This window comes from Streptomyces niphimycinicus (assembly GCF_018883605.1).
Taxonomy (GTDB): domain Bacteria; phylum Actinomycetota; class Actinomycetes; order Streptomycetales; family Streptomycetaceae; genus Streptomyces; species Streptomyces niphimycinicus.
On record NZ_JAHLEM010000723.1, the window covers coordinates 1 to 10,634 of the forward strand.

Consider the following 10,634-nt stretch of genomic DNA (forward strand, 5'->3'; position numbering starts at 1 on the left):
GGGGCCTGTGGCACGGTCCGTGGGAAGCTGCCGTTGAACGTCCGTGAGTGGACGTGTGAGTGTGGCGCTGTGCATGACCGCGATGTGAACGCGGCACGCAATATCCTGGCCGCCGGGCTGGCGGTGTCTGCCTGTGGAGACGGTGTGAGACCTCAACGGGAGTCCTCCCGGACGGGGCGGTCGTCGGTGAAGCAGGAACCCCAGCGGGCGACCGCTGGAATCCCCCGCCTTTAAGCGGAGGAGAAGTCAACTGGTCCTCGTTGGACAGCGCGGTGACCCTGACCGGCCACCCTGTCCCGCACTTCGACAGCAAGGCCGCCGTGGCCGCCCACATCGGCCTGATGCGGTCGGAGGAGATGCTCCGCCAGGAGACCGATGGCCGGTACACGAACCACGTGTCGGTGCTGACCACGGCGCCGTAAACGGGCGTCCCCAGCACCTACCTCCCGATGCCGCACGACGACCTGCGCGCTGCCGTCCCCGACTTCGGACACGACTACGTGGCGATGTTCCAGTTCTTCGCCGACCGGGACCTTTACACCCGCGACCGGGACATCACCCTTCTGCGCCGTCTGCACCCCGACTTGATGACCTTCGAGGACTGGCTGCGCCGCACCGGGTGGAGGGGTGCCTGACCACCGAGCTGTACGCCGTCAGCTCCCCGCCGCCGCGAACGGGACCTGGGCGGTGGGCTGTTCGGCGGTGGCGGGGGAGTGGAAGGGATGCGACCACAGCCCCTGCCGCAGCAGCAGGGGCAGGACGCCCTCGCCGAACCAGTACGCCTCCTCCAGATGCGGATAGCCGGACAGGATGAACTCGTCGATGCCGAGGCGGTGGTATTCGGCGATCCGCTCGGCGACCTCGGCGTGGCTGCCCACCAGAGCCGTGCCCGCGCCGCCACGCACCAGGCCCACCCCGGCCCAGATGTTGGGGTAGATCTCGAGGTTGTCCAGGCTGCCGCCGTGCAGGGCGAGCATGCGCTGCTGGCCCTCGGACTCGCTGCGGCCGAGCCCGGCCTGGATGGAGCGCACGGTCTCCGGGTCGAAGCCGTCGAGCAGTCGGCCGGCCTCGGCCCACGCCTGCCCGGCGGTGTCGCGGGTGATGACATGCAGCCGGATGCCGAAGCGGATCGTACGGCCCTGTTCGGCGGCGAGGGAGCGGATCCAGGCGATCTTCCGGGCGACCTCGGCGGGGGGCTCGCCCCAGGTGAGGTAGACATCCGAATGGCGGGCGGCGACCTGGCCCGCGGCGGGGGAGGAGCCGCCGAAGTACACCTGCGGGAGCGGGTCGGGGAGCCGGGCCAGCCTGGCGCCCTCGACATGGAGGTGCTCGCCGACGTGGTCGACGGTCTTGCCGTCCCACAGATCGCGGACGATGCCCAGGAACTCGCCGGTGCGGGCGTAGCGGGCGTCCTTGTCGAGGAAGTCGCCGTAGGCGCGCTGCTCATGGCTCTCGCCGCCGGTGACCACGTTGAGCATCAGCCGGCCGCCGGTCTGCCGCTGATAGGTGGAGGCCATCTGGGCGGCGAAGGTGGGCGAGAGGAAGCCGGGCCGGAAGGCCACCAGGAACTTCAGCCGCTCGGTGTGCTGGCTGACCATCGCGGTGGTCAGCCAGGCGTCCTCGCACCAGGCGCCGGTCGGGGTGAGAGCGCCTTCGAAGCCGAGGTGTTCGGCGGCGCGGGCGATCTGGGAGAGATAGCCGACGGATGGCGGGCGGTCCCCTCCGGCCGAGGTGACAGGGGTGCCATGGCCACCGCCGACGACATGGCGGCTGTCGCCGTTGGTGGGCAGGAACCAGTGGAAGGTGAGGGACATGGTGCGACTCCGATCAAGGGTGAGCAGGTGCTACAGGAGGCCGTGGCGGGGTGGTTTCGTGCCGTTCAGCACATAGCGGCCGATGTGCTGGACCTTCCAGCGGGCCGGGTCGTGCAGGGTGTGCGTACGGGCGTCCCGCCAGTGGCGGTGCAGGCCCAGGGCGTCCAGGGCCGAGCGGGTGCCGGACACCTCGAACAGCGAACTGCCCGTCTCCACCGCCGCGTTGGCCGCCGCCACCTTCGCCGCGGCCACCGCGATCGACGCCTCGGCCGCGGTGGCCGCGTCGAGGCGGCCACGGGCGGTGTCCACCGCCCGGGCGGCGGCGGACAGCAGGGCCTCTTCGGCACGCGGCAGCCTGCGCCGTGCGTCGCGCTCGGCGGCGCCGGTACGGAACTCCTCGGTCAGCGCCTCGGCCACCTTCAGCGCCTCGGCCACCTTCAGCGCCTCGGTGTCATCGGCGATGACATGGGCGGGCTCGGGCAGGGACGGCACGGTCAGCTCGCCGCGGCCAGGACGGTGCTGTGGCCGAGCGCCGCCGAGAACTGGTCGACGACCTGCTCCAGCGCCTCGGCGGCCCCCGCCGCCACGCTCACCCCGCCGTCCGGCTCCACCGTGATGTCCTTGTCCAGGGTGAACCAGCCCTGGACGATATGGGCCGCGCCCATGGAGGACAGCACCGGCCGCAGCGCGTAGTCGATGGCCAGCACATGGGCGGTGGTGCCACCGGTGGCCAGCGGCAGCACGGTCTTGCCCGCGAGCGCGTACTGCGGCAGCAGATCCAGCAGGGACTTCAGCAGCCCGGAGTAGGCGGCCTTGTAGACCGGTGTTCCCACGACCAGCCCGTCCGCCTGCTCGACCAGCGCCTTGGCCCGGACGATGGCCGGATGCGAGAAGTCCGCGCCGAGCAGCGCGGCGGCGGGCAGGGTGCGGACGTCGAGCGGCACCACCTGATGGCCCTGGGCGGTCAGCCGGGCGTCCAGGTGGCGCAGCAGCCGTGCGGTGCGGGAGGTGGCGGAGGGGGAGCCGGAGAGGGACAGTACGGTGGCCATGAGCAACCCTTCGTGATGCGGTCGAGGCGGTGGGATCGGGAGCCGGTGGGAACGGCGGCGGGAACGGCGGCGGCGGTCAGGACAGCGCGGGCACCGGCTCCGGTAGCTCCGCCTCCAGCTCGCGGACCAGCGGCAGCACCCGCTCGCCGAAGTACTCGACCTCCTCCAGGTAGTGCGGAAAGCCCAGCGGGAAGAGGTCCACGCCGAGCCGCTTGTAGGCGACTATGCGCTCGGCGATCTGCTCGGGGGTGCCGATCAGCCCCGTACGGAAGCCGTCGTTGTACTGGACCAGGTCCTCGAAGGAGGAGTCCTGCCACATGCCCTTGCCGTCGGCGGTGGACCGGCCCGCCTGCTGGACGGCGCCGCGGAAGCCGTCCACGGCCTCGGTGTCGGCCTTGGCGACGATCTCGCGGAGGGTCTCGCGAGCACGGCCAGATCGCGGTTGTAGTCGTAGCCCCAGTCGGTGCGCTGCTCGATGGTGCTGGCGACCAGTCCGCCGCTGACATTGGGCACCCAATAGGCGAAACGGAGGGGTTCTGCGGGCATCGGGAACTCCCGGTGGAGCGAATACGGGCATGACGAATCGGCGCCCCGGCGTCGAGCGGAATTCATCTGGGCGGGGGCGCGGAAAGACCGGGCAGCGTGAATGGGCGCCAAAGGCGGGGCAGCGCGGCCGCGTTTACTCGGTGGCGGCGGCCAAAAGCCTTTCCCGATCATGGGAGGCGGCGGGGAGCGAAGCGGAGGCGATCCCTCAGGGCTCGCTGGGACCCGGCGTCAGGTCAAGCCGGACAGCAACAGGACGCGCTGGAGACACGCGCGAGATCGACATGGCGTCGCCGCGTGAGGTCCTGTCGCTTCATGTCACCGATCCAACCAGGGAGAAGTCCTGCCGGTCAAGAAGGCCCGGGCGCCATTCCATATCCCGGACGCATGGGCCGCGCCGCGGAATTCCGCGGTGCCCGCTTCGAGATTACCCGGGACGCGGGCCGGGGAGTGAATCGGTATTCATGAGACCGTGATAGGGATCCCCTTGAAGCGGTCGCACCTGGCGGGCATGGTGCGCCGTGTGCGCATTGAACAGCTCGAATACATCGCCGCGGTCACCCGCCTCGGCTCACTCCGCCGCGCCGCCGAGGAACTGCATCTGTCCCAGCCGGCGCTCAGCGAGACCGTACGCAACCTCGAACGCGAACTCGGCGTGGATCTGCTGGAACGCAAGCGCTCCGGAGCCACGATCAGCGCGGAGGGGCGGGAGTTGCTGCCGCATATCGCCACCGTCATCGAGGCCGTCGACCGGCTGCGCGGCGCAGCCGGTGACCAGCACCGGGTCAGCCGGATGATCCGGCTGGGCACGGTCAACACCGCGACGGTCCCGCTGCTGATCCCGGCCGTCCGGGAGTTCCGCGCGACCCACCCGGTGACCCAGGTCGAGGTGGTGGGCGCGCAGCAGACCGAGATCCACCGGGCGCTGCTGGAAGGCAGCGTCGACCTGGGCCTGGTCAACTACCTCCGCGGGGACGACGTCCCGCCCGACCTCGAGACCACCGAGCTGCTGCGCGGCCGACCGGTGGTCTGTCTGCGCCCCGACAGCCCGCTGGCCGCCCGTCCGGCGGTGAGCGCGGCGGATCTGGCGGACGGGCGCGAACCGCTGATCGTGATGCGCTCCGGCTATCTCATGCACCGCTTCATCCACCGGCTGCTGGCCGGGCGCACCCCCTCCTTCTCGTACTCCACCGACGGCGCCGAAATGGGCAAGCTGATGGTGGCCGAGGGGCTCGGCGTCACCGTGCTCCCCGACTTCAGCGTCATCGGCGACCCCCTGGAGCGCGGGGGCACGATCACCCACCGGCCGCTCGCGGACGGCGAGGCCACCGAGGTGCTGCTGGTGATCCAGCGCCGCCGCTCGGGCTCCGTCCCGCGCGCCGTACGCGATCTGCACCAGCTCTTCGTACGGCGCGCGGGGACGCCTGCGGCTCCCTGAGCGCGGGCCCGGGGGCGTGGCGGCTCACCTGCGGTAGACGCGGGACGCGGTCACGGCGCGGGCCGGTCGTCGCGCCCCTGGCGGTCGCCGTGCTCCTGCTGGCCGTCGTGCTCCTGCTGGTCGTCGTGCTCCTGATGGTCCTGCCAGCGGTAGCTCTCGGGGAGCAACTCGGCGACGGGCACGGCGCGCAGGCGCTCGCCCGCGCCGACGATGACGCGGAGGTCCGGGAAGTAGTCGAGCATCATCTGGCGGCAGCGGCCGCAGGGAGGGATCACCCCGCGGCCGCGGTCGCCCACGGCGACCATGGTCACCAGGTCGTACGCGCCCTGGGCGGCCGCCGCGCCGATGACGACCAGCTCGGCGCAGGGGCCGCCGGTGAAGTGGTAGGCGTTCATCGCGGTGACGATTCGCCCGTCCCGGTCGCGGGCCGCCGCCGCCACGTTGTGGTTGTCCCCGCGGCTGCGCGCGGCCGCCACCTGGGTCGCGGCCTGGATGAGGTCATGGTCGACAGAATGAGGTGTAGTCATGCCTGGAGCTTGGCAGAGATGACCGGCGCCAGGCGGTCGGTGATGGTGCGGTGGCCCTTGGCCCTTGTCGTTGGGGTGGACCGAGTCCGAGAGGTCGTCGGAGGCGAGCCGGCCGGTGGTGTCGACGTGGGTTCGCTCGCCTCACGATGGAAGCGATGAATCGGTTCGACGTCAAGGTGTGCGGCCGCGGTTACGATGTGCGCCATGGCGGAAACCGGTGGGGTGCGCGAGGTGAAGTCCGCGGGCCGCACCGTGGAACTGCTGGAGCTGCTTGCCGCGCGCGGCGACCAGCCCGCCCGGCTGCGCGAGCTGGCCGAGGAGCTGAGGGTCCCGCGCAGCAGTATGTACGCCCTGCTCAAGACCCTGATCGACCGCGGCTGGGTGCGTACCGACGTCACCGGCTCGCTGTACGGGATCGGCATCCGCGCGCTGCTCACCGGCACCAGCTATCTGGACAGCGATCCACGGGTGCGGGCGGCGCGGCCGTATCTGGACGAGGCGTCCGACGTGCTGGGCGAGACCATCCATCTCGCCCGGCTGGACGGCGGCGATGTCGTCTATCTGGCCACCCGGGAGTCGCATGAGTACCTCCGCCCGTTCAGCCGGGTCGGGCGGCGGCTTCCGGCCCATGTGGGGGCACTGGGGAAGGCGCTGCTCGCCGAGCGGATCGACGGGGAACTCCCGCTGAAGGGTGAGGAGTTGGCGCCGATGACGCCCAACACCCACCGCACCCGCGCCGCGCTCCTCGCCGATCTGGCGCGGGTGCGGGAGCGGGGCCACGCGGTCGACCGGGAGGAGGGGGTCGTGGGCATCGTGGGCTTCGGGTTCGCCCTGCGGTACGACGTCCCGGCGGTGGACGCGGTCAGTTGCTCCGTGCCGACGGCCCGGCTGACGGAGGGGCGGGAGGAGCGGATCGTCGGGGTGATGCGGGAGATCCGGGCGAAGATCGAGGCGGTCGTGCCGAGGGAGGCCGGCACGGGCCCGCAGTGGCGCCCGTAGACGGCTCGTTCAGCCCCGGCTCCGGTGGACCCGGGGCCCAGCCGCCGCGGTGAGCTACAGATCCAGCCGCTTTCAGGCCCAACCCCGGTGGGCCGCGCGCACACCGGCCTGGAAGCGGCCGGTGGCGGCCAGCCGAAGCTGGAGGTCGCTGACCCGGCGGCGCAGGGTGCGCAGACTCACCCCGGCTCGCGGCCCGCGCCTCGTTCCACCTCCACGGCGTACTTTCCGTCGGCACCGGTGCTGACGCTGACCGTGTCGCCGGTGATCAGGGTGACCGTGTGCTGCTGCGTATGGACCGGTGGGGTCTCCACGGCGGCCTGGGACGGCCGGCCGCTGGCCACCGGGGCGGCCATGGCGCCCATCACCCCGGCGGCGCCCACCACGGCCAAGAAGCGACGCAATCTTCGCATCGGCCGGCTTCCTCCCTCATCGCATCCGACTCTCCTGTCGGAAGGTGCGATCAGAGTGGTGGCCGTCAGCGGATGGGCTCAAGGGAATCCTGTGGCCGGGGTGTGCCAATGCCCTCAATGGCCACAGGAGTTGGGGAACAGTAGAAGGAGTCCTGCTTGATCAGACCTGCTTGATCATGTCCGCGCACTTCTCGCCGATCATCATCGTCGTGATGCACGGATTGACGGCGATGAGATACGGCATCGCCGAGCCGTCCGCGACCCGCAGCCCCGTCACACCCTTGACCCTCAGCCGCGCATCGAGCGGAGCGTCCGGGGCGTCGGGCGCGCCCATCGGCACCGTGCACGCCGGGTGGTAGACGGTGTTGTGGGTCTCGCGGATGTAGGCGGCCAGCTCGTTGTCGCCGTGCACATCGGGCCCGGGGGTCAGTTCCGCGCCCGCCCACAGGGCCAGCGCGGGCCGGGCGGCGATCTTGCGGGCGAGGCGCAGACCGCGGGTCATGATGTCGATGTCGTAGGGGTCGGTGAAGTAGCGGGGGTCCACGCGCGCCTTGTCGCGGAAGTCGCGGGTGGCCAGCCGTACGGTGCCCCGGGAGCGGGCCCGGGTGACGTTCGGTGTGAGGCAGAAGGCGTTCTCCGAGGTGGGGTAGCCACGGCGGTAGGTGTTCATGTCGAAGGGCGTCGCGCCGTAGTGGAACATCAGGTCCGGGCGGTCCCGATCGGGCTCGGTGGCGGCGAAGATGCCGATCTCCCACCACTGGGTGGAGGTGTTGATCATGGGCTGCTCGGCGTTCCACATGATGACGCCCTCGGGGTGGTCCTGAAGGTTGCCACCGACCCCGGGGGAGTCCACGAGCACCTCCACCCCCGTCTTCCGCAGATGTCCGGCCGGGCCGATGCCGGAGAGCATCAGCAGCTTGGGGGTGTCGATGGCGCCGCAGGAGACGATGACCTCGCGGCGGGCGTGCACCCGCAGGGTGTGGATCAGATCGGGCGAGAGGTAGTCGACGCCGGTGCAGCGCAGGTTCTCGTCCAGGACCAGCCGTTTGGCCTGCAACCCGGTGCGCACCTCCAGATTGGGCCGGGAGTCCATGACGGGGTGGAGGTAGGCGACCGAGGCGGAGCAGCGGGTGCCGTCCTCGCGGGCGTTGATCTGGAACCAGTTGGCGCCGCGCGTCACCGTCGTCCCGGTGTTGAACGGGGTGATCGGGATGCCCACCTCCTCGCAGGCCGCCAGCACCGCCCGGCCGCACGGGTCCTCGGGCGGCACGGTGCGGATCCGGACCGGGCCGCCGCGGCCGTGGTGGTCGCCGGGCGCGTCGTTGTCCTCCAGACGCCGGTAGAGCGGGAAGCAGTCGGCGGCCGACCAGCCGTCCAGGCCCATGGCGGCCCATTCGTCGAGGTCCTCGGCGGGGGCCCAGAAGGCGATGCAGGAGTTGTGCGAGGAGCAGCCGCCGAGCACCTTGGCGCGGGCGTGGCGCAGAAAGCTGTTGCCCTTCTCCTGCGGTTCGACCGGGTAGTCCCAGTCGTAGCCGGAGCCCAGCAGCCCCATCCAGCGGTTCAGCCGCAGGATGTTGTCGTCCCCGACGTCGGACGGGCCCGCCTCCAGCAGGCAGACGCGCACCGAGGGGTCCTCGGACAGCCGCGCCGCGACGACCGATCCGGCCGTACCGCCGCCCACCACCACGTAGTCGAACTGGTCCACGGGCCTCTCCTCACGGGGCGGTGGCGGCCGCGTGTTCGGCGAGCACACCGGTACGGGTCCCGGAGGCAGCCTGAGCAAGGAATCCCCTCCCACCAGGGAAGGGAGCGGTCATTCGAACCACCGCTGCGGACGGGGCGCGGTGTTGCGCCAGATGTGCTTGAGCTCCTGGTACTCGTGCAGCCCCGACGGGCCCAGCTCACGGCCGACACCCGACTGCTTCATCCCGCCCCACTCGGCCTGCGGGACATACGGATGGAAGTCGTTGATCCATACGGTCCCGGCCCGCAGCCGGGACGCCACCCGCTGCGCCTTCTCCGCGTCCTGCGTCCACACCCCGCCCGCCAGGCCGTACACCGTGTCGTTGCCGAGCGCGATGGCCTCGTCCTCGTCCCGGAACCGCTCCACGGTGAGCACCGGGCCGAAGGACTCCTCCTGCACCACGGACATGTCCGGGGTGCAGTCGTCCAGGACGGTCGGCAGGAAGTAGTGGCCCTTCGCCAGTTCCGGATCGTCGGGCGGGGTACCGCCGCAGCGCAGCACCGCCCCCTCGTCGATCCCCGCCGCCACATAGTCGACGATCTTCTGGCGGTGCTCGGCGGAGATCAGCGGCCCGGTGCGGGCGTTCTCGTCGAACGGCCCGCCCAGCCGGATGTTCCGGGCGCGATGCACGATCTCGTCGACGAACGCGTCATGCAACTGCTCCTGGACCAGCAGCCGGGCGCCGGCCGAGCAGACCTGCCCGGAGTGCAGGAACACCGCCGTGAGCGCGTAGTCGACCGCGGTGTCGAAATCGCAGTCGGTGAAGACGATGTTGGGGTTCTTGCCGCCCAGCTCCAGGGCCAGCTTCTTCACCGTGGGCGCGACGGCCGACATGATCCAGCGCCCGGTGGCCACCCCGCCGGTGAACGACACCATGTCCACCCGTTCGTCCGTGACCAGCGGCGCGCCCGCGGTGGCCCCCGAACCCAGGATCAGATTGCCGGCGCCACCGGGCAGCCCGGCCTCCGTCAGCAGCCGCATCAGATGGATCGCGGTGTGCGGGGTCAGCTCGCTGGGCTTGAGGACGAAGGTGTTCCCGGCGGCCAGCGCGGGCGCCACCTTCCAGGCCGTCTGGAGCAGCGGGTAGTTCCACGGCGTGATCAGCGCACAGACCCCGACCGGTTCGTGCACCACCCTGCTGTCGATCTCCGCGCTGCCCACCTCCACCACCCGGCCGGCCCCGGCGGAGGAGGCGAGATTGCCGAAGTAGCGGAAGCAGTTCGCGATGTCGTCGAGGTCGTACTCGCTCTCGACCATCCGCTTCCCGGTGTCCAGGGACTCGGCGCGGGCGAGCGTCGGCTTCTCGCGCTCCAGCAGATCGGCCACCCGCAGCAGCAGCCCGCCCCGGTCGGCCGCCGGGGTGCCGGGCCACGATCCGCGGTCGAACGCGTCCCGGGCGGCGGCCACCGCGGCGGCGGCGTCGCCCGGCCCCGCCTCGTCGACCACGGCGACCAGCGAGCCGTCCGCCGGACAGCGGATCTCGCGGCTGTGTCCGTCGCGGGCGGTCGTCCAGTGGCCGCCGATGAACAGCTCCGGCATGGGCTCCTCCGGGCTCGGACGACAGAGCCGGTCCCAAGGCGGATCCGTCGACGCACCCGGCCGGCCCACACACTGAGCGTAAGCGGCACGGGTCACGCGCGCACGGCGTGGGGGAGGCGCGGGGGCGGCGGGGATGTGAGGGGGCGCGGTGGGGATGTGAGCGGGCGCGGTGGGGGCGTGAGCGGGCGCCCCGGTGGACTCGGCGGCTCCGGCGAGCCCGGCGGCCTTGGTGGCCTCGGTGGCTCGACGGCCTTGGTGGCTCGGTGGCCCGGTGGCCTTGGTGGTCCGGTGGCCTTGGCGGCTCCGGCGGCTCCGGTGGTCCTGGTGGCCTCGGTGGCTCGGTGGCTCGGTGGTCCGGTGGCTCCGGCAGCCCTGGTGGCCTCGGTGGCCCTGGCGGTCCGGTGGCTCGGTGCCCTTGGTGGTCCGGTGGCCCTGCGAGCCTGGCGGCCCCGGTGGCTCGGTGGTCCTGGCGGTCCGGTGGCCCGATGGCCTTGGCGGTCCGGTGACCCTGGAGGTCCTGGCGAGCCTGGCGGCCCCGCCGAGCCCGCCGAGCCCGCCGAGCCCGCCGAGC

Annotated in this window: 12 protein-coding genes and 1 pseudogene; 5 read left to right on the forward strand and 8 right to left on the reverse strand. The window is 71.7% G+C overall.

Annotation, left to right across the window (positions count from 1 at the left end):
• The 3 genes from KN815_RS41170 to KN815_RS41180 form a co-directional block, all read left to right on the forward strand.
• On the forward strand, nt 1-234 hold a 234-nt coding region (locus KN815_RS41170; RefSeq protein WP_216346902.1), incomplete at its 5' end, for a zinc ribbon domain-containing protein.
• Between the two features lie 26 nt (nt 235-260).
• The gene (locus KN815_RS41175) at nt 261-422 is read left to right on the forward strand and encodes a hypothetical protein (protein ID WP_216346903.1); all 162 of its coding nucleotides are present in this window, start codon (nt 261-263) and stop codon (nt 420-422) included.
• 27 nt (nt 423-449) lie between these two features.
• Nucleotides 450-635, forward strand: coding sequence for a hypothetical protein (locus tag KN815_RS41180; RefSeq protein ID WP_216346904.1), 186 nt, complete (start codon nt 450-452; stop codon nt 633-635).
• An 18-nt stretch (nt 636-653) separates the two neighbouring features.
• Here KN815_RS41180 and KN815_RS41185 read toward each other — a convergent pair whose 3' ends face one another.
• The 4 genes and pseudogenes from KN815_RS41185 to KN815_RS41200 form a co-directional block, all read right to left on the reverse strand.
• A complete protein-coding gene (locus KN815_RS41185; RefSeq protein WP_216346905.1) occupies nt 654-1,814 on the reverse strand; it encodes an LLM class flavin-dependent oxidoreductase in 1,161 nt (386 codons plus the stop codon).
• Between the two features lie 30 nt (nt 1,815-1,844).
• Nucleotides 1,845-2,306, reverse strand: a complete 462-nt coding sequence (locus KN815_RS41190; RefSeq protein ID WP_308403699.1) for an acyl-CoA dehydrogenase family protein — start codon at nt 2,304-2,306, stop codon at nt 1,845-1,847.
• Nucleotides 2,307-2,308: 2 nt separating this feature from the next.
• Nucleotides 2,309-2,863, reverse strand: coding sequence for an NADPH-dependent FMN reductase (ssuE, locus tag KN815_RS41195; protein WP_216346906.1), 555 nt, complete (start codon nt 2,861-2,863; stop codon nt 2,309-2,311).
• A 76-nt stretch (nt 2,864-2,939) separates the two neighbouring features.
• Nucleotides 2,940-3,290: pseudogene (locus KN815_RS41200) on the reverse strand (dimethylsulfone monooxygenase SfnG); the annotation flags it as partial.
• A 639-nt stretch (nt 3,291-3,929) separates the two neighbouring features.
• On the opposite strand from KN815_RS41200, the gene KN815_RS41205 reads away from it, so the two are divergent.
• Nucleotides 3,930-4,844, forward strand: coding sequence for a LysR family transcriptional regulator (locus tag KN815_RS41205; protein ID WP_216346907.1), 915 nt, complete (start codon nt 3,930-3,932; stop codon nt 4,842-4,844).
• A 50-nt stretch (nt 4,845-4,894) separates the two neighbouring features.
• Here the strand turns inward: KN815_RS41205 and KN815_RS41210 are convergent, their stop codons facing one another.
• Entirely contained in the window at nt 4,895-5,371 is a 477-nt protein-coding gene (locus tag KN815_RS41210) for a cytidine deaminase family protein (RefSeq protein WP_216346908.1), read from the reverse strand.
• Nucleotides 5,372-5,575: 204 nt separating this feature from the next.
• Here KN815_RS41210 and KN815_RS41215 point away from each other — a divergent pair, with 204 nt between their 5' ends.
• Nucleotides 5,576-6,370: an IclR family transcriptional regulator gene (locus KN815_RS41215; RefSeq protein WP_216346909.1), complete on the forward strand. Its 795-nt coding sequence runs from the start codon at nt 5,576-5,578 to the stop codon at nt 6,368-6,370.
• Between the two features lie 176 nt (nt 6,371-6,546).
• On the opposite strand, the gene KN815_RS41225 is transcribed toward KN815_RS41215, so the two are convergent.
• The 3 genes from KN815_RS41225 to KN815_RS41235 all read right to left on the reverse strand — a co-directional run bounded on the left by KN815_RS41225 (nt 6,547) and on the right by KN815_RS41235 (nt 10,063).
• Nucleotides 6,547-6,780: a hypothetical protein gene (locus KN815_RS41225; protein ID WP_216346910.1), complete on the reverse strand. Its 234-nt coding sequence runs from the start codon at nt 6,778-6,780 to the stop codon at nt 6,547-6,549.
• Nucleotides 6,781-6,940: 160 nt separating this feature from the next.
• Complete coding sequence (locus KN815_RS41230; protein WP_216346911.1) at nt 6,941-8,485, reverse strand: GMC family oxidoreductase; 1,545 nt, start codon at nt 8,483-8,485, stop codon at nt 6,941-6,943.
• A 108-nt stretch (nt 8,486-8,593) separates the two neighbouring features.
• Nucleotides 8,594-10,063, reverse strand: a complete 1,470-nt coding sequence (locus KN815_RS41235; RefSeq protein WP_216346912.1) for an aldehyde dehydrogenase family protein — start codon at nt 10,061-10,063, stop codon at nt 8,594-8,596.
• Nucleotides 10,064-10,634 lie beyond the last annotated feature (571 nt).

Coding starts and splice junctions, on each gene's coding strand:
- KN815_RS41210 (WP_216346908.1), bottom strand. CDS start 5,371: ATGACTACACCTCATTCTGTCGACCATGACCTCATCCAGGCCGCGACC.
- ssuE (WP_216346906.1), bottom strand. CDS start 2,863: ATGGCCACCGTACTGTCCCTCTCCGGCTCCCCCTCCGCCACCTCCCGC.
- KN815_RS41185 (WP_216346905.1), bottom strand. CDS start 1,814: ATGTCCCTCACCTTCCACTGGTTCCTGCCCACCAACGGCGACAGCCGC.
- KN815_RS41180 (WP_216346904.1), top strand. CDS start 450: ATGCCGCACGACGACCTGCGCGCTGCCGTCCCCGACTTCGGACACGAC.
- KN815_RS41215 (WP_216346909.1), top strand. CDS start 5,576: ATGGCGGAAACCGGTGGGGTGCGCGAGGTGAAGTCCGCGGGCCGCACC.
- KN815_RS41235 (WP_216346912.1), bottom strand. CDS start 10,063: ATGCCGGAGCTGTTCATCGGCGGCCACTGGACGACCGCCCGCGACGGA.
- KN815_RS41225 (WP_216346910.1), bottom strand. CDS start 6,780: ATGCGAAGATTGCGTCGCTTCTTGGCCGTGGTGGGCGCCGCCGGGGTG.